19 protein-coding genes are annotated in these 25,828 nt (G+C 43.8%); 7 read left to right on the top strand and 12 right to left on the bottom strand.

Translation table 11 applies throughout. The features are described from left to right. Positions 1 to 86: 86 nt before the first annotated feature. The 3 genes from OM978_RS10055 to OM978_RS10045 form a co-directional block, all read right to left on the bottom strand. Positions 87 to 1,841: a sensor domain-containing diguanylate cyclase gene (locus OM978_RS10055; RefSeq protein WP_264346751.1), complete on the bottom strand. Its 1,755-nt coding sequence runs from the start codon at positions 1,839 to 1,841 to the stop codon at positions 87 to 89. A gap of 368 nt (positions 1,842 to 2,209) precedes the next feature. Beyond that, on the bottom strand, positions 2,210 to 2,719 hold the full coding sequence (locus tag OM978_RS10050; RefSeq protein WP_264346750.1) for a hypothetical protein: 510 nt from the start codon (positions 2,717 to 2,719) through the stop codon (positions 2,210 to 2,212). A 44-nt stretch (positions 2,720 to 2,763) separates the two neighbouring features. Next, positions 2,764 to 3,738: a hypothetical protein gene (locus tag OM978_RS10045; RefSeq protein WP_264346749.1), complete on the bottom strand. Its 975-nt coding sequence runs from the start codon at positions 3,736 to 3,738 to the stop codon at positions 2,764 to 2,766. A gap of 134 nt (positions 3,739 to 3,872) precedes the next feature. Between OM978_RS10045 and OM978_RS10040 the strand changes: the two genes are divergently transcribed. The 3 genes from OM978_RS10040 (at position 3,873) to OM978_RS10030 (ending at position 6,468) form a co-directional block, all read left to right on the top strand. Further along, positions 3,873 to 4,706 carry a hypothetical protein gene (locus OM978_RS10040; protein ID WP_264346748.1) on the top strand — a complete coding sequence of 278 codons (834 nt, stop codon included), beginning with the start codon at positions 3,873 to 3,875 and terminating at the stop codon, positions 4,704 to 4,706. Positions 4,707 to 4,713: 7 nt separating this feature from the next. Further along, complete coding sequence (locus OM978_RS10035; RefSeq protein ID WP_264346747.1) at positions 4,714 to 5,049, top strand: hypothetical protein; 336 nt, start codon at positions 4,714 to 4,716, stop codon at positions 5,047 to 5,049. Positions 5,050 to 5,427: 378 nt separating this feature from the next. Next, positions 5,428 to 6,468, top strand: a complete 1,041-nt coding sequence (locus OM978_RS10030; protein ID WP_264346746.1) for an IS630 family transposase — start codon at positions 5,428 to 5,430, stop codon at positions 6,466 to 6,468. Between the two features lie 10 nt (positions 6,469 to 6,478). Here OM978_RS10030 and OM978_RS10025 read toward each other — a convergent pair whose 3' ends face one another. The 3 genes from OM978_RS10025 to OM978_RS10015 form a co-directional block, all read right to left on the bottom strand. Then, positions 6,479 to 6,784: a hypothetical protein gene (locus OM978_RS10025; RefSeq protein WP_264346745.1), complete on the bottom strand. Its 306-nt coding sequence runs from the start codon at positions 6,782 to 6,784 to the stop codon at positions 6,479 to 6,481. 490 nt (positions 6,785 to 7,274) lie between these two features. Next, a complete protein-coding gene (locus tag OM978_RS10020) occupies positions 7,275 to 7,580 on the bottom strand; it encodes a hypothetical protein (RefSeq protein ID WP_264346744.1) in 306 nt (101 codons plus the stop codon). Positions 7,581 to 7,587: 7 nt separating this feature from the next. Next, on the bottom strand, positions 7,588 to 7,941 hold the full coding sequence (locus OM978_RS10015; protein WP_264346743.1) for a hypothetical protein: 354 nt from the start codon (positions 7,939 to 7,941) through the stop codon (positions 7,588 to 7,590). A gap of 590 nt (positions 7,942 to 8,531) precedes the next feature. On the opposite strand from OM978_RS10015, the gene OM978_RS10010 reads away from it, so the two are divergent. The 4 genes from OM978_RS10010 (at position 8,532) to OM978_RS09995 (ending at position 15,217) form a co-directional block, all read left to right on the top strand. Further along, complete coding sequence (locus OM978_RS10010; protein ID WP_264346742.1) at positions 8,532 to 10,529, top strand: DEAD/DEAH box helicase family protein; 1,998 nt, start codon at positions 8,532 to 8,534, stop codon at positions 10,527 to 10,529. After that, on the top strand, positions 10,526 to 12,355 hold the full coding sequence (locus OM978_RS10005; protein ID WP_264346741.1) for a DEAD/DEAH box helicase family protein: 1,830 nt from the start codon (positions 10,526 to 10,528) through the stop codon (positions 12,353 to 12,355). The genes OM978_RS10010 and OM978_RS10005 overlap by 4 nt, the downstream gene beginning before the upstream one ends. A gap of 529 nt (positions 12,356 to 12,884) precedes the next feature. Continuing rightward, positions 12,885 to 13,262 carry a hypothetical protein gene (locus tag OM978_RS10000; RefSeq protein WP_264346740.1) on the top strand — a complete coding sequence of 126 codons (378 nt, stop codon included), beginning with the start codon at positions 12,885 to 12,887 and terminating at the stop codon, positions 13,260 to 13,262. Next, the gene (locus OM978_RS09995; protein WP_264346739.1) at positions 13,262 to 15,217 is read left to right on the top strand and encodes a nuclease-related domain-containing DEAD/DEAH box helicase; all 1,956 of its coding nucleotides are present in this window, start codon (positions 13,262 to 13,264) and stop codon (positions 15,215 to 15,217) included. The genes OM978_RS10000 and OM978_RS09995 overlap by 1 nt, the downstream gene beginning before the upstream one ends. A 24-nt stretch (positions 15,218 to 15,241) precedes the next feature. On the opposite strand, the gene OM978_RS09990 is transcribed toward OM978_RS09995, so the two are convergent. From OM978_RS09990 to OM978_RS09965, 6 genes are read right to left on the bottom strand one after another with little or no spacing between them, the layout of a single operon-like run. Continuing rightward, positions 15,242 to 16,654, bottom strand: coding sequence for a tetratricopeptide repeat protein (locus OM978_RS09990; RefSeq protein WP_264346738.1), 1,413 nt, complete (start codon positions 16,652 to 16,654; stop codon positions 15,242 to 15,244). A 15-nt stretch (positions 16,655 to 16,669) separates the two neighbouring features. Further along, positions 16,670 to 18,706, bottom strand: a complete 2,037-nt coding sequence (gene pglZ / locus OM978_RS09985) for a BREX-1 system phosphatase PglZ type B (RefSeq protein ID WP_264346737.1) — start codon at positions 18,704 to 18,706, stop codon at positions 16,670 to 16,672. 5 nt (positions 18,707 to 18,711) lie between these two features. Next, a complete protein-coding gene (locus OM978_RS09980) occupies positions 18,712 to 20,385 on the bottom strand; it encodes a DUF262 domain-containing protein (RefSeq protein WP_264346736.1) in 1,674 nt (557 codons plus the stop codon). A 9-nt stretch (positions 20,386 to 20,394) separates the two neighbouring features. Next, entirely contained in the window at positions 20,395 to 21,069 is a 675-nt protein-coding gene (locus tag OM978_RS09975) for a retron system putative HNH endonuclease (protein ID WP_264346735.1), read from the bottom strand. Next, positions 21,056 to 22,366, bottom strand: a complete 1,311-nt coding sequence (locus OM978_RS09970; RefSeq protein WP_264346734.1) for an AAA family ATPase — start codon at positions 22,364 to 22,366, stop codon at positions 21,056 to 21,058. Before OM978_RS09970 ends, OM978_RS09975 begins: the two co-directional genes overlap by 14 nt. Then, positions 22,363 to 25,800: a BREX-1 system adenine-specific DNA-methyltransferase PglX gene (locus OM978_RS09965; RefSeq protein WP_264346733.1), complete on the bottom strand. Its 3,438-nt coding sequence runs from the start codon at positions 25,798 to 25,800 to the stop codon at positions 22,363 to 22,365. The genes OM978_RS09970 and OM978_RS09965 overlap by 4 nt, the downstream gene beginning before the upstream one ends. Between the last annotated feature and the right edge of the window lie 28 nt (positions 25,801 to 25,828).

The following is a 25,828-nucleotide window of genomic DNA, read 5'->3' as shown; positions in this document are numbered from 1 at the left end:
AATTCTTGATAAAAAACCACTACTAGACCCTGCCAAATCGTGTTGGCACTAACCTTCTTTAAATAATTAGCCAGTAATGTCCGCCCTCATGCACTCACCAGCTGCAAACATAAACCTTCCGTACAAACTTGTTGTCGACCATTGGCTTTGGCAAAGTATAGTTGCTCGTCAGCCTGACGAATCGCTTCCTCAATATCCTGATGCACTCCTGCGCTCTGTTCAAACACAGTAGAAATACCTGCTGAGAAACTCACAGCAAAACCTAACTGAAGGTCATGTAAACACAGTTTAGTAAAGCATTGCTGCAGCCGCTGTAAAGATGCGGCGAAGGCAGTGGTATCTTGCTGGGTCGTAAGCAGAATAAACTCTTCACCACCGAAGCGCCCGCATAGGTCTGTTTGTCTCAGTGTGCTGTTCGCAGCCTTAGCGAAGGCAAGAAGCACAGTATCGCCTGTCTGATGACCGTATTTATCATTAATTTGTTTAAAATAATCGAGGTCAATAAGCGCGACGGAGAGCGGAAACTGTTGGCGCTCAGCGAGTTGCTTTAACTGCTCAGCCTGGCGCAAAAATGCCCGGCGGTTTAGTAAACCAGTCAATGGATCTGTGTCCGATAACTGCTGGAGTTTGTGTTGTAACTGACGACTGCGGTAAAGATAAAGCGTTAAAACTAATGTGATCCCTACACCAGCAGCAATGACGGTCAGCATCAACTGCAAACGCGCTTCGGCTTTTTGTTCAGCAGCGTGAAGCTGCTCGGCTTGCTTGGCTTGCTCAGCTGCAATGGTGTCTTCCTGCGCCATCTCTAAACGGGTTTGATAGCTGCTAAGCATCAAAGCTCTGGCATTCGCATCTTTTTCTGCTCGCAGTTGATGAAAGCGCTGACTGGCAGCAAAGGCATCTCGGTAATTGCCTTGCTTTTCATACATTTTTTGTAGCAAATCATATCGTTCCCAGTTATTGGGGTCCGTCATCCTATTGGCCATGCGTTGTGCGCCTGCCAGGTCGTCTAACTGCAGATAAGCTAAACCCGCATAATATGCGGAACGTTCGTTTAAACGAGGCATTTGCTGATTTGAATGAAACTGAGGCAGGCGAGCAATATTGGACAAATTCCCTTGCTGTATCTCGTCTAACAGTACCAGCTTTTCCATCACATCTGAGCAAGACAAGTTGCGAGCCGCTGCAAGCGAGGCTTTGGCATAATGTATTTTTTCTGACAACGGCAGGAAATACATATTAGCAATATTGCAATTTACTATCGCGATATTATCAATTTGTCCTTTCAGTTTACTTTCGGTTATCATTTTTTTATATATAGCGATAGCCTGATGTTTATCACCAATCAAACTGCTGTGATAAGCCAGTTCAGCGTCAAGCTCTCTGAAAAACCCTTGATACTCAGGCGCCATTTCTTTTGAGGTTAAAGTCCTGGCTAATTGAAATAAAGGTTTACTAATTTTGTTGAAGTGATTCAACCTGTAATAGACTTCCAATAAACTTGATAGGCCCTGTACCTGCACATAAAGATCATTTTTTAATGCAGGGTGCTGCTGTACTTTTTCCAGTAATGTTGCGGCCTGCTCGGCCTGGTTTTGATACATATACATGCCATAACTTTTAACTACCATGGCGTAGAGATACAACTCAGGCTGTGTTCGCTCATCAATTAATAACAGTGCCTTGCCAATATTCTCCTCTATAGCCACCATTCCATGATGTTGAAGTAAATTAGCTTTGATTATAAACAAGGCGGCACGACGAACGTGGTCGTGTTCAATGTCAGCAATACGGTGATCGATGTCTTGAACGACTCCCTCTTTATCTGTTGCAGAACCCATCCACAGTTCACGCCGCTCGGCCTGAATGTCAGCAAGACTAAAAGGTTCTTTGGCAAGAACAGCAAAAGACGTTACTGAACTAATAGCCACAACCAAGCACAAGGCAAGCACTGGCACTATTTCAGAGAAACGGCGGCGGTTAGTAAACAACAGACCGGGTGAAAAAAAGCGCAGAGACGATACATCAAACAACATCATCCAGTTCACTCCATGAACAGCAGGGGAATAAAGACATACTCGCAATAACTTACTTATAAACGAATTCCTGTTTTAAGCACAATAGTTTTTAGAGGATGTCTCGGATTTAAAACTACGGGCAAGCTACGCACCTAATTGTGAAACGCAGCTGGCCTTCAATAAGCTAGTGCCTATTCGCCTAACTCTCTTAGATCTTGAGTTAAATCATCCACACCAGGTTGTTGCATATTCTTTTCGCTGGCTTTGTACACCCATTTTCCCGCAGAGTTGGTATGTTCAACGTAGTTTGCCACTTGCTTAAACACATTCACGGTCATGCCAACAGCACGAAGAACCTCATAGTTTTTGTCAAATACGATATAGACCAGGTAATCAAATTGGGATTGCACATTGGAATCCATAATGTAGGTCTTCGGGACGTAACCATCTCGTCGTGCAACCCGGCCTTTCACTTCAATTCTGACGTTGTCATGCGATATCAGATCGCAGCCAGCAGTGCCATTTCGTGTGCGTTGTGCTGAATAAAGTTTTGCCACTAAATGCTCTGCATACTGGCCTACCGGATCTGTATGGCTTGATGAATACCCCAAATCCTGCATCCGTTGTTTTATAGCTTCATAGGCTAAAAGTAGCTCTTTGGGTGATTGAAGATGCTCGATCATTTTAGTTATATTACTCATTGCTCTACCTTTTTCTTAAAAACTACTGTGTTTAACGCTCGTTCCTAAACAGTCTTTGACTTAGACATGCCAGTCGCAATCAAAGTCAGCTTTAACCACCCTGCACTGCTGGTATCTAAACCACTGATAATGGTTGTCGCATAAGGAAAACGTTGCGCCACTAAATTCCCAAGCAACACATAATGCTGCAACGGGAAATTGGCCGGAGCCTCCAGATACCATACCAACGCTGTAGCTGTATTAATGTGCTGAACATCAGCTAAAGAACACTGAATGCCCTCGTTAATCAACTGCTCCATGGTTTTGTCTACGTTCTGGCTGTCTTCTGAAACGGCCAGCTCAGTAATGCTGACCACCGCTTTCCCCTGAGCCAAAAGCACAGTTAAAACGTCGTTAAAATCGAGGTTGATATAGCCAGGGGTCGTCAATATCTGATGCAACTTGGCAAGTAGCTTTGCCAGAAACTTATTACTGGCATCAAGAGATTGCTCAAGCGGCGCTTGCGCCCCCAGCACCAGCTTTAGTTTGTCGTTTGGAAAACTCAATGCGCCCTTACATAACTGCTCTAACCGGCTTAAATCGATAGTGGCCTGGTGCAGCTTCGGTTTGCCCTCAAATTGAAAGGGTAATACCACAAAACCAACGGCCGGAATTTTCCATTCGCTACACAAGGCGGCAAGCTGCACAATAGTTTCGCCATTGTTTCCACCCAAAGCCCCGACAAGAAACACCATATCTGCTTGCTGAAGTTGTTGCTTTAACCGGTCTAAATCCGAGCTTTGCAACTGGTAGTTTTCGTCTGTAGAATCAGGCTTCAACTGAAAACAAAGTTCTGGCTCAGCCTGCTGCAGAATTTTTTCACTTTTATGCAGATAGATACAGTGAATATCTGTTCGAACCGGATCAAACGAAAATTCTTCTACGATTTCCTCTGATACACCATGCGAAGCAATTTCACTGGTTATATAACAGCCCAAACTACCAACCCCTATCACCGCAACTACAGGTAATGATTCCATTTCTTACTCCGTTATCAGCACTTAAGGCTCACTATAGTCAGCGCTGCGACACAATACGTCGCACCTACTGATAAGCTGAGTTCAGGTCAAGAAGTGGGAGTAAGGCTATGTGCGGATTTTGTATGGAAGCTGGAATGCTGCAGTCAATGTATCGCGGTATAACAATGGATTTTGCCGAATGGGACATCCAGGAGAACCCATCACTGCTGGCTATTTTGGAAAGGGTGCGTACAGAGGATCACGGCTATTCATCACTGTCGCTGATACTGCGTATTTTAACTGAGCGGTTGCAGCGTCAGCTGACCAAGGAAGAGCTAAAGCTTATCCAGTCGGCTTTTAGTGAAGACGACAAGCAGCGTATCAAGGTATTCATGGATGGGCTGCACTTTCCGTACCCGGCTTTACAGCAACAATTAAAAGACTGGGCCTTTGCAGAGCAGCACATTGCATCGGCTCAGGCACTGGATGAAGCCATAGATCTATTGAACCTGCTGCAAGCAGGCTTCTTTCAACAAGTTAATAGCAGTGCGAGTGACTGCTGTTTTACAGAAAATGGCTCCAAACACAGCCAGAACAAACGCCAACAGTTTCATGAGTTATGGCCCTTTTTTTATCTGGCCACTCAGTTGATTATCAGCAAAGCACCAGCACATCCGGTACTCAACACACTAGCCTTTTGTCAGTGCGAGGTCATGCCGACTTTTTACGCTGAAGTCCTATGGCTGCAACGCATCATTACCCGTTGTGTTTTTCTGGCACCCGATGACCTATCTATGCTCAAGCCAGCCTTGCCTTATCTGCGTTACGAACAAGTATTTGACCTGGTGCTGAAGTCTGACCGAGAGAATCTATCCAATCTGGCCACTCTATTGCGCACCAACCACAACCTAAAGCAGCTGTTTTCTGCTGAGCAACTTGGCGCTTTAAACTCTGTAATCACCTCTTTATCACAGCAAAACCAGGAGTAATCTGCCCATGATCAAAATCCCGCTACAACACACAGCCACGACTATTATTTGCTGCGAAGAAATGCTGGCGTATGACGAGTTCCTGCTGATGCCCTCCGCTGATCCCTACGAATGGATGGTGAGCACGGTAGGCTATTGGGAAGCTATTCAAGAACAACTTAAACAACTATTTATCATGCAACAAACTCCCTTCCGTCAACAAAGACTTGCGTTGTATGGCATGGTGGTGGAACCTCTCTATCGTTCGAGGAACGAGCTGATAGTGCCAGAGCACATAATTGAAAACTCAAAAAACTATATAGGCCACGTAAGATTATTCTTTAGAGACATCGAAAAATCTTAAACCAGACTGTTGAGCACTACTTTACGCTGCCCAACGCAAAGGCTGGCGTTAAGCAAAAGAACACATGAAGCGGAGCACCATAAATCTGACCAACATTGATAATTTCGCAGGCCGCAAACCACTTGAGGTCGTTTCATCAGCAGGTTTGGCGATTTGTATGAGGATGCTACGCATATTGATGCGGATATTTTTAAAGGCTAAAGGTGAGGTTAGCGACAGTTCCTCCTCCACTAAGCTGATAACATCACTGGCCAATACGAAAAGTAAGGACAGCTAAATAACTGTTCCAATTAGTAGATCACTTGCAGGCGGGAACTCAATGCGGTTTGAGCGATCTGATCAGTCGCCAAACCACACAAATCACTAACCGCATTGAGTATGAACAAAATAACATTTTTCCATGGCGCTGAAACCCGTCGTTTGAAGAAAGTCATTCATAAAACCAGAGATAAAGACCTATGCCGCAGAGCCAATGCAGTTCTTCTGGTGTTAAAAGGTGCCACTAAATCTGAAGTCGCCCGTGTGCTTCAGGCGGGGCGTTCCTCCGTGAACCGCTGGCTCGCCTGGTACGAAGTGGCCGGTATTGATGGCTTGAAAACAAAAGGAGTTGGCAGGCCAGTTCGCCAGCCCAAAGCCTTTATTTGTAAGGTGTTGAGACTGTTGTTGGAGCAAACGCCACGAACCTTGGGCTATCAGCGCTCACGCTGGAGTACTGAGTTGTTCGCGTTGCTGCTCAGAAAGCTGTGCAGCATCAAGGTACATAGCTCCACTATCAGACGTTGGTTACCAAAGCTGGGGATTGTCTGGCGGCGGGCAGCACCGACGCTGTACATACGTGACCCGGACAAAGAAGCGAAGTTAGCAGCGATGCGAGAAGCGCTGGACAACACCAGTGTCGACCATCCGGTGTTTTATGAAGATGAAGTGGATATCCACCTGAACCCGAAGATTGGAGCGGAATGGGGCCTCAAAGGTCAGCAGCGTAAAGTCGCGACACCAGGACAAAACAAGAAACACTATTTAGCCGGAGCGCTGCACAGCCAAACGGGGCAAATCAGCTATGTAGGTGGACAGCGAAAAACAAGCGACCTGTTTATCGAGTTACTGGAGAAGGTCAAAGGCCAGTACAGGCGGGCGAAAAGCGTGACCTTTATTGTGGATAATTACATCATTCACAAGAGTAAGAAAACGCAAAAGTGGCTGGCAGAAAACCCGAAGTTCAAGCTGCTGTTTTTACCGGTCTACAGCCCGTGGCATAACAAAATAGAAAAGCTCTGGCATGCGCTGCATGAAACAATTACCCGCAATCATCGATGTAAAACGATGGATGAACTACTGGAGCAGGTAGACCATTTTATGGAAACGGCAGCTCCGTTCCCTGGCGGAAAACATGGGCTGAAGACGGTGTATCACAATTAGGATCAGTTATTTAGTCCCAAATTCTCTTTTGCTCATTGCCCCAGCCTTCTTTTGGCGTTACAACCCCCTCATGGCTATCCAACCTGATAAAGTGAAAAATAACTCTTTTAGGATTGGTTGGGTTCAATCGAAAACTGATTATTTTCCCGCCAATGAAAGATGGCGTCTTCTGTCCTGAATGCAAATAGACATCTGCTCCTATAAGCTTTTCGGCAGTTTTATAAGTAATTCTCCAATTGCCAGTGAACCATTCACCTGTCTGTTCATTAGCTACACCGTAATTTTTAACTCGCTCGACAAAATGTATTGATGGCATAAACACCTCCAAATTTTTTAATATCTACTGATTTACAGAGCCAATCCACTCTCAGCGCATTACAAACTGCATCTTGCTTGCCAAAACGCTCAACTAATTCAGGTTATTTGGTACCAATTAATGTTAACAAGACCAGTGCGCGACGGAGCAATGGTTTGTTTGCTGAAGCTGATGTTGGTATGGAACGTAATGAATCATGACACTGCTCGAGCTTCGATGCAGTCGTTTAACAAACCATCTAACCGAGCGGATTATTTAAAAAAACCTCGTTCTGGGAAAGGGCGCAGACCAATCAATTCAAAGAATCCCCTAGCGCAATCTCGGGCCAAAACAAGGTTTCATCTGTAGTATAGAAAATAAACTGCTAAACAAGCTAGTGCCTTTATTGCAGTAACTTGCCATCTCCACCGATGTTTAGGGTAATCTTTTGGACAAGCTAAACGTATAGCTACGTTCTACTCAGCGGTGGACGCCCAACAGCCAGACAGCTTTAACTCTCCAGACTTAATTCGGTAATTGCCATTATCCTTTCGGCGACTTGGTTGAGTGCTTCGTTTTCGGCTCGCAGAAACTCATTGTTCATCAGCTGCACCTTGTCCGGCATCTGCTGCCTTGAGTAATGGTCCACTATCTGATGCCTGCTCTCGTCCACTGTCTGCACGAACTCTGCTATCAGATTGTCCAAGAACGGCTCCAACTCCTTGTGCATCTTCATTGTGTTGTAATGCACCAAGTTCCGAGCCTTGAGCGAGCTCTCCAGATTCACCCTAATTTTTTTGATCTGATTCGGTGTCATTGCTCTACTACAGCTCATTAAGTAATGCGGTAATATCCATTTTGCGGATGTCGCGCGGCGCATCCATAGTATCGGCAACTTCATCTGAAATGCCATACTTTTCAGGGTTTGAAGCCATCGCACCATAGGCTTCTTTTAAAAACGGCTTCACGCTATCGTCATCAATACCAAGAGTGCGAGTCGACATAATCACGTCACGCACCCACTGTGCAAACTTCACAACCCCATCTGAATTTGAAAACGCGTAAACCTGAGCGACAGCAAGAAACATTTCAGGAGCAACACCGCTATTCATCTGACTTCTGCGTTCATCAATCAGACGCTTTAACTTCATCAAGGCCTCGCGTTTCTTATCGTTCATCACATCGCTTCTTTGTCTAACTTGCTTTCTTTTGGCTTGGATTGTACCTTGTTTTGTATTACTTTGCTTGAAGCGTTCGGGACACTAGAATTGGCACTGCCTCTACTGTCTACCAACAAGGACTGGTCGCCAATACCAGTAGAATCAGGCGCGCTCTGATTCCAAAGTAACTCAAACACCTTCTTCTTTTCGTATAACTTCGTCGCTTTGATAACGTCAAATTTACTGTGTAGAAATCACCAGACTCTTATATTTTCAGTTGGAGAAACGACACCTGTGCGCTGCCATTTACTTTACTAATAGCAATTGACCTTGCAGTGCCTTCCAGGTTTGGTTGTACTCAATCGCTACTCTGTTTATAAAATTGATAACGTCAACTCGTATGCGCAGAAACCCGATAGTCCATCTACTATATAGACCTTGCCACAAACGCGCGGACATTCGATTAAGATTCAGCTCTAAATGCGCAAATACTAAGCGCATGATTTTAAGTAAATATACCCCCTATCCTTGCTTGTTCCAGTTACATGTAAATGCTGGTATAAGTATCGTTTACAGAGCTAACTGAATTCATCAAAAGGGAAAATAGAATGAACGAAAAAGCCGTCAAGCACAGACACCTAGTGCAGCAGGTCCTCAATAGCGACAGTCTCTTCCAGCATCAACGTACTGCCGCACAAAAAACATTTGATGCACTCCAAGGCGAAGTACGCGCAGTGGTTACAGCAGCGGAAATGCAGGCAGGAAAGTCTGGTGTTGCCTTAGCTTTAGCCTGTTTACAACGCTTATCGCTAAGTGATGAAGATATTTGCGATAAGGCTAAACTCAAAGATACGTTGTATCTAGTCACCATGCCAGATATAGCTTTGATTGATCAGGCGGAGAAAGATTTGGCAAATGCCAAAAATATTATCGTCAGCAATTTTGTGCGTTTTGAGCAAGACATTGAACGAAATTTCAAAGGCTACCCGCCAAAACTAATCTTAATAGATGAATGTCATTACGGTTCAAATGCATCCTCTATCCGTTACTGCCAAATCTTTGATTATCTAGAAAAACAAAACGATAGTTGCAAGGTTGTATTCATTTCAGCTACACCTTTTGGCGCGCTTTATGCGGCAGAACAAGAGTATGAAGTGGCAAAACATTTAGAGAGCCTGGCACTTAGGGAAAATGATAAAGCCGCTCTAAAAGAAGCACAGGAAATTGCCGAAAACGCTGCTAAAAACTCCATCCTACGCCGTGACTTCAAAACAAAACTGGTATTCCACAGAACCAGCCAAGATTACTTCGGCGTACGCCAGATGCTGGCGGCAAAACAAATCAGAAATTTGGATACTACGACACGAAACTTTTTAGAAACATCAACAGCCCGTGATCAGTTTATGGATCTCTTTCATAAATATGAAGGTGCGGGTTGGGCTTTGGTTCGAGTTAACCCAAATAACGCGATGAACGCCAAAATGGAGCTCATTGAACGCGGTGTTAGCGCCGCTAATATTTTCATCCTCGGTAGCCAGTTAAATGATGTTCCTGTAGAAGAACTCACGTCGATTGACCGGTTCAAAAGAGAGTTTGATGAATGTATAGATTTTGATGAAAAACTTATAGCGATTACAGTCGCGGGCTGTCGTGCTGGCATCAACTTTGGTCAAATGATGAAAACCCGTTTGATTGCAACCTGGGATAATACAGTAACCAGTATTGCCTCCGTCGTACAGGCAAACGTCGGACGTGCCTGCGGTTACCACCCGAATCGAGATGCTATCCATTTTACTAACCTTAATGCAGCGCAAGCTTACGGGGCAATTCTAGATTATTTAGACCAAAACACTGCTGAACACGCAGCCTCAGATTTTGATGGTTTACGTGAGTTTTTCGATGAAATTTGCCAAGAATACAATGTCAACGGATTAGATGTAGGTTTAACCATCAAAGCCAAACGTCGACGCCCCATCGGCGACGTTGAAACTTATATGACAGACAGTTACATCGCTGTACCAGGCAAACTTTTAGAACCTGCTTACGATTATTCCCAGCACACTTCAGATCCTCTGCTCATAAAGTCCATAGAAACAATCCGAGAAGAAATGACAAAAGCTGGTGGGCCCACAGTAAAAGGCAATCGTGCCATGCGCGGGGCTAATAAAAACTGGGTGAAAGCACAGTGGGTCAATGGAGATAGCTACGACAATCCAGAAAAAGCCCGTAAAGAAGGCACCATGAAAGAGCGAACGCTGAGTTTTACCCGCTCCATTGACCAAGGTGAAAACATCGAATTTAACCAAATTGTTCTTCCTGGTTCAGGCGAGTATTCCGAAAACAAACTGATCACCGCTACCATTTTTAGCGTTTACAACATATCTAGACGTGACGGGGTTAAAAAGAAAATCATGTCCTTAGATGATGTATACGAGATGTGTGATCATTTTTCAGTTCCTCGTGACGACACCATGTTCGTGCTATACAAGCGCGGTGAATATCACGCCGAACGAACACGAATCAAAATTGAGTCCAATGAAGGTCCGGACCAAGTCAACACGATCCGTGACGAATCTCAGTTTTCTGAAAAAGAGCGCAATCGATGAGTAGTAAAGCTAGTCTTCATCGAGACAGGATTGAACAGGTGTTGCAGCTAAAAACCTTCGAACACCAAAGACATGCTGCACAAAAAGTTTATCAGCAATTCGAGCTTGGTCATCGGGCTGTCATTTTGACTGCTGAGATGCAATCAGGTAAATCAGGCATCGCTTTGACACTAGGTGGTTTACAGCGTTTGTCGCTCAGTGACAGCGACATCTGTGATCGTTCCAAACTAAAAGACACCTTGTTTCTAGTTACAATGGCCGATGTAGCGCTTCAAGAACAGGCCGCGGAGGATTTAGCTCACTGCCCTAATATGATAGTAAGCAATTTGGTGCACTTTCAAACCGCACTCTTACAGCATTTCAAACAGCAACCACCAAAGTTATTGATCATTGACGAATGTCACTATGGTTCAGCGAGCGACGCTATCCGTTACGCACAGTTATTTGACTATATAGAAAAAGAAGCATCAGAAACCAGGATTGCATTGATATCGGCCACGCCTTTCAGTGCATTATTTGCTGCAGGCAGTGAATCTATATTGCGGCAAGCATTTAACACAGCATTGGTCTTTCACAAAACGCCCACCGACTATCATGGCATTCGACAAATGCATAAACGCCAACAGATTGTCGATTTGTTTGAAGAGCATAGAGCATTTGCCGATGAATCAATTCCACGCAGTCTATTTCTAAAGCATCTAAAAAGTCACCCAAATGGCGGATGGGCACTTATTCGAGTTGGCAACAACAGCGCACAACTTGCTAAACAGGTTCTTATAAAAGAGGGGTTCAGAGCAGACCAAATTTTTATTGTTGGCCAAAAACTTACTGGAATAGAAGATCATGAATTGGTCTCACTCACAGAGTTTCGACGCCAATACCAAAATGCCCAGTTATTTGATGAAAAAATTATTGCAATTACAGTTGCCAGTTTTCGCGCAGGGATAAATTTCGGCATTGAAATGAAAGACAGCCTTATTGCCAGCTGGGATAGCACAGTGTCAAATATCGCCGCGGTAGTACAAGCCAATATTGGCCGTGCCAGCGGGTATCACCATAATACAAAAGCATTACATTTCACCAATCTCAAGGCCGTGGCTGCCTATACGGAGTTTTTAAATACCCTTGAGGCCATAGATACAACCAGCAACTTCGAACCCATAACTCAGTTATTTGAAAATATTTGTGAGACCTACCAAGTCAATGGCTTTGATCGTGGAATGAAGGTGCTCTCACAAAAACAACCTCAGGCTCTGGTGAGTAAATTGACCATGGAGTGCGCTGGCTTTGGGCATGTCGAGTTTCTAGACCTTACAGGTAATCCACAAAACAAAGAACAGCTCATAGCAAACGCACCCCGCTGCCAAGAGGCTTTAGAGTCACTTGAGAGCTACTACGCCTTAAAACCAGGTATTGCAGTTAGAACAGAGCAAGACGTTCCAAATAAACCAGTTTGGTTATCCATTCATTTTATCGATGGTCAAAGTTTTGACCAAACAACACCAGGCGGTGTTATTCAGCAATTGGTGAATGCGGGAAACAAGATTCAAGAGGGTGAATTGGTCTCTGCATCAGACTTAGGCTGCCAACCAACCACTGAAGTTATGGTATTTGTGATCGACTGCAATAATTTAGCGCCCGATCGAGATGCATTTTCCCGCAGAATCGCCGCCGACGATTTAGCAGAGTTTTGCCAACAACTTGGCTTAGCACCTACACAGCAACTACTGGTGATCTTCACTCAATCGCATGATAAAAGCCTAACCATCGAAGAGCCAAAATCCCGATACTCGCGCTTGTTAAAAAATAGTGTATTTGACGATTGATTTACGTTTAGAACAAAAATAATGATACAAGCCTGAGCGGATTTAGTTAGATGAGCATATTTGTTCTTATTGTTGATTTGAGCTTTAGCTTGTTGATGGCGTTGGCGCAAACGGTAAATATCGCTGGAAAATCCGATAAGATGCAGCTTTGTATAAATGGGCATTCATGCAATTACACCATGTTTACATCGCAAACATTGCAGCATCTAATTTAACAAAAAACTATAACTCGACATTATTTCATCGATAGAGCACGAAAATACATTTCAAGATCGCATACGTTGCCAAATTAAAAAAAATATGCGAAATTAATGAATTAGCATTTTCCTTTTATTGTTCCATTATTTATGGATCACTTTTTTAATATATGAATCACAGATTCAAGGAGTAGAATCGAATGCATGAGAAGGCTAGTCTAACTTTCTGGCTAACACTTATCTTATATTTAGTGACTATCTTCACAGTTTCTTATGTTGGAGCATATCTAACATATATAGCAATACCTATATTAGTAATTTCGGGTTTAATAATGAAATTTTCTACCCCAAAGAGCGAACGTAGCGAGATCATTAAAAACAGTAAATTGCTAGTGAAAGAATCAGGTAAACTTGCAAATGAAGTGCTAAAAGAAAAAAATAACTTTTTAGATGACTTGAATGACTCATTAAGCCGCCTCAATAAAGTAAATGCATTATTTGCTGAGCGAAGCAAGCCACTTGAAGATCAAATTCATTCGTTAAATATTGAGAAAATACCCCTCGAGTATCGATTAAAGAAAAGCGATTCTGATGAAGAAAAGAAAATACTAAAAAATAAAATTGAAGAAATAAATCTTAAAATTAGAATTAAAAATGATTTAATAGGGAAAATTCGTGAAGCTTGCCAAATAGAAGTAGATGCAAGCTAATGGCAAAACTATACCCTGATTTGAATGCTATAAAGAGATTGAAAGTCACTCCGACACCTGGAGAGCTTTTTCTATGCGAATCACTTCAAAGTAAATTAAGTGATAGATGCCATGTGTTTTTTAATCCATATTTAGATGGGGACAGGCCTGACATTATCATACTAAAGCAGCACTGCGGAGCTGTAATCATTGAAGTCAAAGACTGGGATTTAAGCAACTACACTATTAACATGCAAAACCATTGGTATGTACATTCTGCAAACAATAGCTCACTTATTAGGTCTCCATTTAGTCAGGTATTCCGCTATAAATCGAACTTTTTTGAACTTCACCTCCCTAAAATAGGTTTGCTAGAAGCGTTAAATAGAAATTTTTTTGGAGTTATCCATTGTTTTGTTTATTTCCATCTAGCAACTAAGTACTTATTAGAGTCAAAATATCTTGCAGCAAAACAAGAGATTGCTCTCAAACATGCCGAGAATAATGATAATTTCAGAAGAAACCTGATTGCCTTTGCTGCTTATGAAAAATCAAACAACTATTTTTCAAGCAAAAAGAAGCAAATTGAAAGAGATATTAACTTATCAGTTACTAATGAAAATATAGACCGCCTGGTTCATAAAATTAACAGTCTGAATGAAAATAGATTATTCACTGATGAAATATTTGATGAATTTTACAGAAGACTATCGCCTCCAGAGCATGTTTTATCACAAGGCAGAACTATACCCTATGATAAGCAGCAGCAAAAATACATTGAAAGCTTAGACGAATTCAGAAAAATAAAAGGTGTAGCTGGATGTGGAAAGACAACTATATTAGCCAAAAGGGCTGTTAACGCAGTAAAACGACACGCTTCTCAGGTGCTTATTCTAACATTCAATATAACACTGAAACATTACATAAAAGACAAAATTAGCGATGTGAGAGATGGAATAGATTTCAATAAATTTGAAATAACAAACTATCATCAGTTTTTTAACCTCCAAGCTAATAACTCGAATATAGACATAAGCGAAATAACTAATGAATTACATGAAGCGGGTTTAACACAAGAAGAAATTCTTGACCAATTATACAAAACAGATATTTTTTCAGGAAAGGAAGTAGTTAAATTTAAAACTATATTTATAGATGAAATCCAAGATTATCTGCCTGAGTGGGTGAAGATAATTCGCGATAATTTTCTTGAAGAAAATGGAGAAATGGTGCTCTTTGGCGATCAGTCGCAAAACATATATGAAAGAAGCGAAAAACAAAGAGAGTCTTCAATATTGCAGGGTTTTGGTCGTTGGGTTAAATTAACGAAATCATATCGTTCAGATACCAACTCTCCTTTAATCAACTTATTTAAAGCATTTCAAAGAAAATTCCTTATTGAAAAATATCAAGATAGTGAGTTATTTGATTCAGATCTTTCTCAAGAGGCGATGAACTTCGATATATTAACTTATTCGGTTTATGCACAAACCGACGGGTTAGAATCGTTGCATACACATATTAAAGATGAAATCAAAAAGAATATGTTTGTGCCGAACGATATATCAATAGTCTGCTCGAATATCGAGCTCCTGAGGCTGTTAAACGTATTTTTTAATAGAAATGAAAAAACGGCGATAATGTTTGAAAGCCAGGAAGAGTATTTCCATATATTGAACTGCGACGAATCGACACCTAAAGGTGATATCGCTATTAAGGAGAAAAATGCAAAGTCTGATTTAGAAAAAATAAGGAGAAGAAAGAAAAACTTCTTTATGCAAAACTCTGGGTTAATCAAAATATCAACAATACACAGTTTTAAAGGACTAGAGTCACCTACAGTTTTTTGCATTCTCACAGCGAAAGATAATGCTGAATTAGTTTATACTGCTATGACAAGAGCAAAAAATAATTTAATTATATTTGACGTAAAAGACAGTAAATATGCCGAGTTTTTTAGCCAACTGCTTGGATGAAATCATAAGTAATCTTAAACTCCCCTACTTTTTACAGCATTTTTTGTATTTTTTGCCCGATTTGCAAGGGCAAAGGTCATTCACACCCACTTTTTGTTGGTATGCCAGCTGTCGATTCTGCAAGCGTTTCGCTTCAATCATCACCTGCTGAATAGTTTCATGGCTTTTTAGCTGTGTTAGAAGAGTTTGAACTCGTTCTTGCATCTCACGCTCTTTAGTGCCATCAAACAAAGAAACGAATTTGATCGCATCGGGATCGCCCTGTTCAGCTGCCTGCTGAAGATATTGAAGACCAGCAGCGTTCTGTTTATCAAGCCGTTCGCCAATACATAATTCTTGCCCCAGCAATGTGAGCGCAGGAAGATAACCGTTCTCCACTCCTATGTCTAAATAGCGCCTGGCCATAGTTTTATCTATTGCGCACGCATTACCTTCGGCATAGTAACAAAACAGTATCTTTACCGCTCTAAACTCGCCGGCATCCACTGCAGCTAAAGCGAGCTTTAAGGCAGGTTCATAATTGGCATTCTGATAATAAATCCCAGCCAATAACGCCTTGGCCGGAACGTGTCCCTTTTTTGCTGCAGACTCAAGTGCAGTAACGCCTTTGGCTTTTAACTCATCACCTATGTCGCCATGAACTACAACATCTGCAAATCTAAATAAATACTCAGGATCACAACGTGTGAATGCCAGGCCATCACCTATTTCTGAAAGGTACTGACTTGGCACTTCATCAAGGTTGGCATCAAGCTCAATTGCAGCCAAATAAAATGTTGCAGCTAAACGCTGTAACGAAAAATAGTGGAACTTTTGCTGCTCTGTAAGAAGCAGCCCTACTTCTTTCGATAGAAAATCTCGTGTTATGGCATCAACGGCTACACCTGCCAAAAACTTATCGTTAGGTTTCAAGGATGTTACTGCTTTTGCAATTAACTCCTCTTGTGACATAACTGTAAATTGCCGTTGCAGTAGCTCAGTTATACCCGTTACATTTTTGATGCTGCAAGCAAATGCAACCAATACTCGGCACAAAGCCGTACGGCAACTTTGAACTATGTCTGCCAACTCAGTACCAGACTGCACTTTACTTGGTTGGCCTGGGGATTCTAACTTTTCGACATGCACAAACTTATTAGCCTGAATGCGGATATGATGCAAATCATCTGCAATGGCTTTTTTGAACTTGCCGCTATCTTTTAAGTCTTTGATTAATTTTATAAGAGTATGATCAGCAGCAACATTCAAACCAACATGGCTGGCCAATTCTAAGCACAACCCTTCAACAACCTGGCGCATTCTCATTAATGCAAACTCGGGCAAGGCTTTTTGATAACGAGCGGCTTCTTGATAATGAGCTGCAATCACGCCATTAAAACATTGAACAAACTCAACATCGTCCATAACAGTGGTCGATACAGCTAACTCAGACACCATCCCTGGTATTCCTTCTTATTTAGTAATTTCCAACACCGGAGTTAAACACTCTTGCAGCGTTAAACCGCCGTGGTTGTAATAATCACCTGCTACAAACTCATTGATCCCTCGCGCCATCACTAAGGTGACATTTGGGTTCCAGTGCCATTGTGCTTTGTAGTACTGAACATCAACGTTATCTTTCAGGATGGCGCAGCGCGCAAGGCGCTTTTTCACCATATGGTCGGGAATGTTATCTGCTGGCAATTTGGTAGGTGACCACAACCAGCCGTGATCGGTAACAATACGGATATGTTGCCAACCAGCGTCAAGTAAGCCCTGAACACGACCACAGATTTCTTGTAGCACAGGCTCAATATGCAGCGGTAATTTGCGCTGCATTTCATGGCCGAGACTATCGATATCACCCAGTTGCAGCCAGGCTAAACCGTCTGGATCGCCAGTTTCTAAGCCATCCAAATATTGCCAGCCTTGTTGTTGCAGCGTCTTTTTAAAATGGTAAGAACTAAAATCAACGTCCTTATCTGCTAACGAAGGAATAAAACTATTGTTGTCCTGTTTACCCGTTAGCAAAGCGGCAACAGGCGTTACCGCAGCTTTTGCAGTTGCAGTAAGAGAAGGCAGCGCAGCCCAGCTGGTTTTTAATTCAATACTCACACCGCGCTCAGCCAGTAAAGTTTTTAAGCGTTGGCCCGTATCAAAGCGCAAACCATCAACAAAAAACACCACTTGGCTTTTCACTTGATAATGTGCGACAGCTTCTTGCACACCCTGTTGGCCTGGATAGCCCTTGCTTTGTACTAATTGTTGAAAGTTATGGGCTACGGCCTCCAACCAAGGCGTGTAAATCACCGCAAGTACATGTGCGACAATCTCTTGTTGCTGCGGCTCTTTGGCTTGCTGCATTGCTGCAATTGCCGCAGCATCAGCTTGCCAGTATGTTTGCGCATAATGCTCGGCCATTGTTTCTGGGCTAAAACCACTCAATTCAACTTTGGTGAGTTCCGCCACTTGCTGTAACTTCGCAAGCACCTGTACCCATGGCGACAAACCAAGACGCGTCCACACCCAACCCAAACGCGCTTGATGCTGCTGATAAAGCTTGGCGATAGCGCTGCGGACCGCCTCAGGCATTTGTCCTGAGAGCAAAGCCAATGCAGTCTCTAGTTCTTGCTCTTCAGTTTTATTGACCGAAACAAAGTGTTCTACTGGCGCAGCTAAATCCATCGGCTGAAGACCTACTAACCGAGTGACCAACTTCGGCAGGTTATGCGCAGTATCGTAAAAACGCTGCCAAACTGCTTGCCAGGGGCCTTGGCTGTCACATAGGTTTTGTAACGCTTGTGGCAATTGATGGTCAGACGGCGTAAAACCAAACTGCTGCTGGCACAAGGCAGTAAATACTGGCCATTGCGTTGCTGATAACTGACGCTGCTTTTCAACCGGATCATTCAGCCAGGCCAACACATCTTTAATTGGATCAGCCATGACCAAAGCGAGAAAATCAGCTGCTTCCAGACGTTTGCCTTTTAAACTATCAACTTGAGCTTCTAACAATTCAGACAAGACGGTCAGCATCGCCTCTTGAGTAGCTTGGTCTTTTGCCACTTCCAGTTCTAAGCCAACGTTCGCATTGGTTAAAAAGGACGACACCGACCAATCGCGCCCTGCGGTGTTATAAGCCCACCAACTACCACGATACTGCAGTTCGGCCAGTGGTTTTAAATGCTCAGGGCAAATCTCTATAGCACGCAGGTCCTTACGACTGACACCAGGCAGATACACAATCGGTGTAAGGCCTGAAGGGATCACAATATCCTCAAGTACCCCGGCAATGGCACATTTTAACCAAATAGCTGGGCCCGTGCGCTCTGAAGGGTTATAGCGCCCCAACTCCACCAATTCCGGCAAAAACTGTTTAATCACCGGCATGGCAGACTGCCACTGCTTGGCTTCATCTGTCCATAAAATGGCGGCTGGTGAGTGCTGTACCGCAGCATTGTAGCTAGCTGAATCACGCAGTTGCTTGACTAAAAATTCAATTACTTGCATAACGATCATAAATCCCAATTCAACTTACAAACTGCAAGAAGTTGCTGTTGTCGACGGTTTAAAACATCTTCTGTCCATTCAGACTCACCTAAAACCTGCGATGTTAAGGCAAAAGATGTAACTCCAGAACGTCCAACAAAATATGCTGTTTTCTTGCGCTCAAAATCGTAATTTGACGCATAAGAATTTCGGCTTTGCGTAAGCGGGACTAAGTTTGCTAGCTTATGCACCCATGAGTATCTATCGAGTGCATCAGGAAACCAAGCTGCCCATTGAGAGCCGCTAACAACTGTCTGTGGTAATACATGCTCAATCGTCAGGATATTATGGTCGTAACGCGCAGCGCCATCTGCAACAAATGAGTCTAAGCGCAAGATTAAATAGTTTCTGCGCCGAGCGGTTAATGTATACACATCACCGTTAATGACACGAAGAAATTCAGCCTGTTCTAACACGGTTAGCTCGAGAGACGGTAACTCAAAATTTGGCGATTGCTCAATGTCGGTTAAAACTTTGGCATAACGATCGATACGTTGATTAATATTCGCAGCACAAATATGGAGTTGGGCGGCTAAACGTTCTAATTTACGAACAAAATACAAAATAGCCGTGTGGTTATTGCTATGTTTAGCTAGATAACTAATTGCAACTGGTAGCCAATCCGAATTATCAATCCGGTTCAGCCAACCAAATAATCGGTTTATTTCGCCAGCGTTTCCCGACGACTCATAATTTGCAAACTTAGCGTCCATATAAGCATTTGCGTATGGCGCGATCACTTTATCAATAAGATCTTCAGCAGATGCAACTTTGCTCAAGACATATTCTCGGAATTCATCGAGCAGTGCTCTACGAGCTTTATTTTTCGCATAGATCATGCGAATAAAACCTAACAGGTCGTTTAAGCCATCTCGCCCTACATCGACCTCTATCTGTTCCCAACGATCATTAAATTGAGTACGCTTCGACTCTATGATTTTGCCAATAGCTTCGGCTTTTATAATATCGCTTGGCAGTAAATCCAAACCTCGGTTGTTTAAGACAGAGAACACCCGAAATGCAGATTGTTGACTCGGCGTGGATACCACCACCAAAAAACAGCGGGTCATTAAAAACATACCAAAACCAAGCAGGAGATCTTCTGACGTAAATTTGGTTCTTAAGCGCGCCAACAGGAAAGCAGCATTTGCTTGTATATTTTGCTGAGATTCATTTTCAAGTTTTGCGCGATCCAGTGCAGCCAAACCCTCAAAATCTAACTTTTGTACTGTGTCCGCAAAAAAGCCCCTATCTCGCAGACGCAGAGATAACCGTGGTTTAGCCGAAATACCTTGGAGTCTTTTCCCAGGTTCTTGGATATAACCGAAGCACTCTTCTCTATCTGCACCGCTGAGTAACGAGGTCAATGCAGCAATCATAATGGTTAAGGTTGTTAATCGCTGTTGACCATCAATCACCTGGGAATGTGGTGCATTTTCAGATTTAATCAGCACAATACTGCCAAGAAAATAACTGTCTTCTTTTTCGTGGCAGTAAAAATCATAGAGATCATCAAACAACTCGCCAGCTTGCTCTGTTGTCCAGGCATAAGGGCGTTGGTAAGGCGGAATTTCATAATCAAAGTCAGAGCTAAAAATTTTGCTTAAAGGATATTCTGCGCCGGTAATTTTTTTACTCATGTAATGTCCTTATAAAACCTGCTGGTCAGGTGCTGGTAGAAGTTCTTTTATACGTTGCATCACAGCTAATGCAAATGGCTGATATTTACCATTTTGCATCTGTTGATGTGCCTGATAGAGATGAAGCAAATCTTCAACGGTTGCTTGTAAAAGAAACTCTGTATCAAGCTTACCTGCTATGTGCGCCTCTCTTTCTGCCTCAAGCATAGGGTGGTCAAGTCTAAGTCTTTTGATAGTCTCATTCGCAGCTTGGTCTAAACCAGAAATCGAGCCATCATACAAAAATCGGATAGAACCTGAGTTGTCATGTAACGGGGATAAAGTCAGCTCTTCGTCAAACCAGTCATCTTTCGCAGGGCCGCAATGACGTCTGCCATTTGGGCTGTCATTTTTAAAACAACTCGCATGGACGTTTTGATACTCCAACTCAAGATGTCCAAATGCATGCTGTGGGCGAAAATGTTCGATATGAAATTCAGCGATATTTTCAACTGACGGGCTTTCCATGATGCGGCGATTACAGTAGCAGCAAACATGTCCCTGTTCGGTGAGTAAGGATTGGCGAAGCACTCTGCGTTCTTGCCCCATGAGATTGCCATAACTGGGCTGCCAGTCATCATTCACCAGTGCTTTCCAAGCACTCACTTCTGGAGGCTCTTGCGCCAACTTATTAATCTTTAACATCGCGCCCTGCCAGCAATTCCTTGCGCCAAATTACTGCTTTCATCCGTTGCAATAGGTCGATATCCCCGCACTGCGACTGGAGTTCGACGATTAACTTTTTACCCTCTTCCAGTTGGTTCTGATCGACAAATTGCACCAGCTGTTTAAGCTGTTGTTCTGTAGTTTCTTCACGCTCTGAAACGTCAAACAACAGCCTTAAAATGCTGCTGGAATCCATCCCAAATGACGTATCTGGTTGATAAGGTTCTACCTCACCTGCCTCATTGCGCTGGAATAACCAAATCGATTCTGGCTTCACGTGGCTTAGGATTTGCGGGCTATGCGTCGTAAAAATAAACTGCACATTCGGGAACGTACTTTCAAACAACCCAACAATTTTACGTTGCCATGCCGGGTGTAGATGAAGATCTATTTCATCAACCATCACCAATGCAGGCTGGGTCAGAGGTTGGAAATTAAAAGAGTTTGCAATCGCTAAGCGGCGGGCAATATCGGCAACTAAAGCTAGTAAGCTTAATTCACCATCTGAAAGCTGGTTAACGTTAAAGCGTTCGCCATGCTTATCAACAACGAGACCTTTCTCGTTTTCGCAATAATGTAAGTTGGCTAGTTCCGGCAAAAATGCGGCCACAGCGGCTTCGACGGCTTTTAACTGTAGGTCATCAACCAGCGGTAGTTTTTCCGGAAACTGCTTTTTAATAAACTTGTAACGGTAGGCAAACCAACGCTCTAACTGAGCAAAATCAACACCGGTTGGCTCAAGGGCATTTTCAAAAGCACTGAGTTCATCCAAATGGATTTTCGTTACCGACAATTGTGGCTTGATACTATCCGTTTTAAGCGCACGATTTACGCTGTAATACAGTGCTAAAGGCAATGAATTATCCTGTAACCAGAGCATTGCTTTACTGAGGTTTTCTTTTTTCAGCTTCAGCAAATTGAGTTGATTAAAAGCTGAGTAATCTGAAGCTTGATTCACCGCCTCACCGCCAGAACTTCTAAACGCCTCCACATGCCATTTATGAAGCTGATTATTGAGTTCCAAGTGAACATCAACGCGTAGTGCCGGTAACTCGAATCCTTGCCGGATATCCCGATTGGTAAAACGTTTTGTCTTTCGATGCTCCCCAACTACCCGCGATGTCAGTGCTGACAACATAATCCGCAGTGCGTCCAATACCGTGGATTTCCCCACGCTATTGGGACCGACCAACAGATTGACACCAGGCTTAAAAGTTAACTCGACATCCTTTAAGCCCCGCATGTTTCTGATATGTAGCTCTTTTACATACATCATGATTTGTTTTGCTCAGCCCTAGCCGCTTGTTTTTCGGCCAGGGTTAGGCAGTGGTCATTGATACGGCTGCCTTCTTGTTCGCCGTATTGTGGGCCGAGGTGGTACCAGGGGGCGCTGGGGACGTCGGTGCCGCGGTCTTTTTTCCAGTCGATTTTGGGGGCGATGCGCAGCACACCAGCGCCTTTTTTACCGACATCGGCGACTTTCATAAATGGTCGGATGTTGAGGCGCACGCCGTCGTTCAGGTCTGGGTTCCAGCCAATCGGTTGTTCGTGCAGTGGTTTCCAGCGCACGAAGATATCTAGGCCCTTTTCGCCTTCAAGGATGGCTTTTAAGCGGGTTTCTAAGTTTTTAGCGGCGGTTAAACGAATATCTGCGCCATCGACGCCTTCTTTCACACCATGTTCTTGGGTACGGATCCAATCGCCTAAATAGGTATAAATCAGCCGCTCTAAGCCTTTGTTATCCAGCTTGTGGTAATTCACCAGCGCGGAGAAGCCGTCTTTTAAGCCATCCCAGATCTGCCAAATAAAAGGGCGGTTTTGGAAGATTTTGCAGTGTTGTTCAAAAAATTTATCGCGCAGGTATTGCTGCAAGTTGCTGCTACCCACGGCTAATAATAGCTGCTGCAAGGTATTGGCGGACCAATCCTCGGCATAGGCCAGTTGTAACATCGCCTCCAGGCGGTCGGCGGCTGGTTTTTCACCGCGCACCGAAGGAATACAGACAATGCCGTCATCATCGACCAAACTGGCAAACACGCTATTTTGCTGGAGCCAATAACGCATTTCGTCGGCCAGCTCCATCTCCGGGTCTAGCTCGGCTGGCCACTGATAACCGACTAAACGCGCTAAAGCAACTTGCAGAACCGTTTCGTCAATGCGACGTGGAGCTATGGCGGTCCATTTGGAGTTTTCGTCCCAAACTACGGAGCCAGAAGGATGGCCGTGGCAGATCCATTGAGTCAAGTCCTCAGAGAAAGGCTTAGGTATTCCCTTGGGATACATCTCTCTTGAGTATTTATCCCAGTAATCATAATCAAACGGAACTTTTACTAAAGTGGAGTTTGTAACCTTCAACGCCTGATCGATTTGTCGTACGTTTTCTCGGTATTCATCTGATTGAACATAACAAAAAATCGCTGGGAGCTGTATCGCATTATTGGGAAGTATGACTGCAACATTAGAATCAAAACGCGAACCAATAAACAAGGAACTTGGTAAGCTTCCCATAGATGAAACTGATACACCCTGCTTCCCAAACGCAATCTTTCCCCTTTGGTCAGAATCATGCAATTTTTCCCTACGAATCCACTCGAGCTCTCTAAGATGATGATTTACATCGTCATAAAACACTACGTTATGAAGGCCACCGAAGTAGCTAGGAAACTGTTGTGTGGTTTGCTGAAAGCTCCATAATGCATCTTTCTTAGGAAATTCCCAGAACAGTTTAAGAAACCTTGGTGAATCACCATTGAGTATTCCAGCCAAACCCGAAGAATATTTCATCAACAATTCACACTCACGATACTCACTGAGAGAAACCCTACAATCCTGATTTAAAAGCTGATCCGACTGCGATACTGTCGCGACATCTCTATGTAAAATCGCGTCAATCTTACTAACTACAGTTTTTTCTTCAGAAACATCAAGGCCACTTAGTTGTGAATTAGGAACTGATTCCCCTTTACTGATCGTAATCAGCTGTACGTTAAAATCCCACATGGGGGTTTGGAACCCTTTAGCTCCCAAACGAGCAATCAAATTCCAGGTATTTTGTTTCAGCAGCTTTTCCCGGAATTTGCGGTAACTTGTCAAAAACAGCCAGTTTTGTGGCAGAACTATGCTCGAAGTGCCACCTTTGGGACTAAAGCCTAAACAACGCTCCAAAAACACGGTTGCCAAATCAGGTTGGGCCTCAGAATAGTAGCTCTCACAAAAACTGCGTAATAGCTGGCACTGCTTGCTTCTGGATAAATACGGCACGTTGGTCGCAACAAAATGATAAGAACTCGCCAATAACTTCGCCGCAAGTGCTAAACCTTGTGCCGTCACTTGCGCTTCAAAAACTTCCTCATCACCAGTTTGCTGCTGGGCACTTAACAGCAACTGCCAAGGGGCAGGTTTGCCTTCGTTTTTACCGTCGAAGTAGCTGGTGTTCGGGTCAATTAAACTGCCTAAAACCGGTGCATCTTTAAAGGTGCGGCTAAACCACTGCATGGCAGCAGTGAGTTCTGGGTTGCCATTAGCAATTTTTTGCCAGTTTTTGCTGGCAGCGGAAACGTCTAAACCGCTACAGGCAATTTGCAGTGGTGGCAATGGCCGATAGCCGCCGGCATCTGGGTAGCGCCAGGCTTCTAGGGCAACGGCAAAAGCAGCGATATCAACACAGCGTAAATCCAACTCTAAACCGTGCAGGTTATCGCGCAGCACAGAATCGACCGCATCGCGGGCGCTTAAGCCCTCTAGCTGCATGCGCATCGGCACCAGCATTAAAAACAGCGCCACTAAAAAGTGGCCAGAGCCGCAGCAAGGGTCGAGGGTTTTTAAGTCTTTTAATTCGTTTGGCCAGGCATCAAACCAACCAGCGGCAGGTTGCCAATGCTGGCTACCTTCCTCCCCTACTTTCACAAAACGCAGATAAGTTAGTGGCACACCGTCAATTGCGGCAAGTTCACGCAGGTGCTGTTCATTTGGCGCTTGGGCCAAGTCGTCTTGGCTTAAGCGGAGTTTCGCCCACCAGGCGCCTAAGGCGTTATCTAGCAGGAAGCTCACCATATAGGGCTCGGTAAAGAGCTGAGTAACCGGGCTTAGCTCTTGTGCGCCAATTAATACTCCTGAGGCGTTTACTTCGTCTTTGCGTTTACTTTGCCAGAACTGATAACACCAGCCCAACGAATCGGCCGCTTGAAAAGTTTCTGGGTGTAAGTCATTAATTAGTTGTTCAAGCGCGCGGATATGGTTAATGGCCAGTTTGACGTCAAACACCGGCGAGCCGGTTTTAAAGATTTGCGGTAGCATCTTTTCGGCGAGTTTGGCAGCCAGTTGCCAGCCGTCACTAAAACCTTCGTCGGCAGCCAATTCAGCACATTCGTCTAAGGTGACCGGTGTTTGCGGGTCGTACATTAGCAGGTGGTTTTGCTCTAAAAAGCGTGCAAATAACATACGGTGCCAATGCTCGTAGGCCATTTCATTGATTAGTAGCTCGGTACTTTGACTGCCATTATCCGCAAGTACATCGCCCAGTTGACGGCCATGGGCGCGCAAGCGGTTGCGTAGTTTGCGCTCGTCGTCAGATAAATAACTGGGAGCACTATTTTCTGCAACGCCCAACCGAGCAAGTATTTCACTGACCGCAGTTTCGACAATCTCCCGTGCTTTTTGCACAGTTTTTTCTAATTGGCTACGTAAGGTTTTTTCTAAGGCGGCACGCATGGGTTGCTCCTCGCAATAAATTCTGGGA

This window comes from Rheinheimera sp. MM224, from assembly GCF_947090785.1.
GTDB lineage: Bacteria > Pseudomonadota > Gammaproteobacteria > Enterobacterales > Alteromonadaceae > Pararheinheimera.
Note: the sequence above shows the minus strand (reverse complement) of the source record. Positions and strands in the feature narration are given on the sequence as shown.

Excerpts from the sequence above, each read along its gene's own strand:
- OM978_RS10010 (WP_264346742.1), top strand. The coding sequence starts at position 8,532 with ATGAACGAAAAAGCCGTCAAGCACAGACACCTAGTGCAGCAGGTCCTC.
- OM978_RS09990 (WP_264346738.1), bottom strand. The coding sequence starts at position 16,654 with ATGGTGTCTGAGTTAGCTGTATCGACCACTGTTATGGACGATGTTGAG.
- OM978_RS10005 (WP_264346741.1), top strand. The coding sequence starts at position 10,526 with ATGAGTAGTAAAGCTAGTCTTCATCGAGACAGGATTGAACAGGTGTTG.
- OM978_RS09965 (WP_264346733.1), bottom strand. The coding sequence starts at position 25,800 with ATGCGTGCCGCCTTAGAAAAAACCTTACGTAGCCAATTAGAAAAAACT.
- OM978_RS10020 (WP_264346744.1), bottom strand. The coding sequence starts at position 7,580 with ATGACACCGAATCAGATCAAAAAAATTAGGGTGAATCTGGAGAGCTCG.
- OM978_RS09970 (WP_264346734.1), bottom strand. The coding sequence starts at position 22,366 with ATGATGTATGTAAAAGAGCTACATATCAGAAACATGCGGGGCTTAAAG.
- OM978_RS09980 (WP_264346736.1), bottom strand. The coding sequence starts at position 20,385 with ATGAGTAAAAAAATTACCGGCGCAGAATATCCTTTAAGCAAAATTTTT.
- OM978_RS10025 (WP_264346745.1), bottom strand. The coding sequence starts at position 6,784 with ATGCCATCAATACATTTTGTCGAGCGAGTTAAAAATTACGGTGTAGCT.
- OM978_RS10015 (WP_264346743.1), bottom strand. The coding sequence starts at position 7,941 with ATGAACGATAAGAAACGCGAGGCCTTGATGAAGTTAAAGCGTCTGATT.
- OM978_RS10050 (WP_264346750.1), bottom strand. The coding sequence starts at position 2,719 with ATGAGTAATATAACTAAAATGATCGAGCATCTTCAATCACCCAAAGAG.
- OM978_RS09975 (WP_264346735.1), bottom strand. The coding sequence starts at position 21,069 with ATGTTAAAGATTAATAAGTTGGCGCAAGAGCCTCCAGAAGTGAGTGCT.
- OM978_RS10035 (WP_264346747.1), top strand. The coding sequence starts at position 4,714 with ATGATCAAAATCCCGCTACAACACACAGCCACGACTATTATTTGCTGC.
- OM978_RS10030 (WP_264346746.1), top strand. The coding sequence starts at position 5,428 with ATGAACAAAATAACATTTTTCCATGGCGCTGAAACCCGTCGTTTGAAG.
- OM978_RS09995 (WP_264346739.1), top strand. The coding sequence starts at position 13,262 with ATGGCAAAACTATACCCTGATTTGAATGCTATAAAGAGATTGAAAGTC.
- OM978_RS10045 (WP_264346749.1), bottom strand. The coding sequence starts at position 3,738 with ATGGAATCATTACCTGTAGTTGCGGTGATAGGGGTTGGTAGTTTGGGC.
- OM978_RS10040 (WP_264346748.1), top strand. The coding sequence starts at position 3,873 with ATGCTGCAGTCAATGTATCGCGGTATAACAATGGATTTTGCCGAATGG.
- OM978_RS10055 (WP_264346751.1), bottom strand. The coding sequence starts at position 1,841 with ATGGGTTCTGCAACAGATAAAGAGGGAGTCGTTCAAGACATCGATCAC.
- pglZ (WP_264346737.1), bottom strand. The coding sequence starts at position 18,706 with ATGCAAGTAATTGAATTTTTAGTCAAGCAACTGCGTGATTCAGCTAGC.
- OM978_RS10000 (WP_264346740.1), top strand. The coding sequence starts at position 12,885 with ATGAAATTTTCTACCCCAAAGAGCGAACGTAGCGAGATCATTAAAAAC.